Origin of the sequence: Methylobacterium sp. J-088, from assembly GCF_022829295.1 — a bacterium.
Classification (GTDB): Bacteria; Pseudomonadota; Alphaproteobacteria; order Rhizobiales; family Beijerinckiaceae; genus Methylobacterium.
Genome location: NZ_JAKSYH010000165.1, coordinates 1 through 871, shown reverse-complemented (window position 1 = coordinate 871; position 871 = coordinate 1). Strand labels below are relative to the sequence as shown.

Sequence of the window (871 nt, the reverse complement as noted above, 5' to 3'; positions counted from 1 at the left end):
CCGGACCCGCCTGAGCCTTCGAACGGGCACAGTTCGACGGCACCCCTGATCGGACGATCCTTGATCTCCGGTCCCGTGCATGTTCCCTGCAGTCCGTGCCTTCGTCCTCCAGCATCGGGAAGGCAGTGCGGTGCTCGCCTCCCCCCGCGGCACCGACCCTCACGCGACTGCCCGGCCTAGGCTTCACGGACGGGACGCGGGGAACTGGCCTGCGATCGCCTGTCATCACGTGCTTGCCCGCCGCATGCCTTACGGTGTCGCGAACACCTCGGGCGTGCTGACGGGAAGAAGCGGTGCTGTAGCAAGCTCGTGAGAGGCTGTCGCTGGTTAGGCTCCGCGGCGTTGCGCCTTCAGCTGCTGCAGGGTGCGCTGGCTCTCGCGCTCGAACTGCGCTGGGGTGATCTCTCCAGCATCCACACGACGAGCGAGCTGCTTGCGATACTCCAGCGCATCTTCTTCCTGCGGGCTTAGTGGAACGCTGGCTCGCGCAGCTGCTTGGGTGCGCTCAGCCCATTCCGTGTAGCTGATCCGACGTGCATCGCGATCCGCCCTGAGACGAGCGACATCTTCTTGGAGAAGCGCGGCGCCGCGAAGCCCATAGGTCGCCTGCTGCGGTGCTAAGGCATCTGTTTGGCAAGCGCCCAGCCCAACCGTGGTGAGCAGGATCACGGCGATGTGTCGGTTCATGAGCAGCCCCACGTTCAGGGCGAGCTAAGCTGGTCCATGCCGGTGAAGCGAGGGCGGATTGGCCACAGTTGGCCATTCCGTCATGAGCGAAAGAAACGATGGAACTGGTCGGGCGTGTATTGCGCTCCTCGACGGTCGGCGATCATCACGTCGAGATAGCCGCGTCGCATCATCTCCGTGGCCT

Annotated in this window: 1 protein-coding gene; it reads right to left on the bottom strand. The window is 64.6% G+C overall.

Features of this window, described 5'->3' with window-relative positions; all coding sequences use genetic code 11:
• Positions 1 to 327: 327 nt before the first annotated feature.
• Positions 328 to 687, bottom strand: coding sequence for a hypothetical protein (locus MKK63_RS18130; RefSeq protein WP_244004219.1), 360 nt, complete (start codon positions 685 to 687; stop codon positions 328 to 330).
• Between the last annotated feature and the right edge of the window lie 184 nt (positions 688 to 871).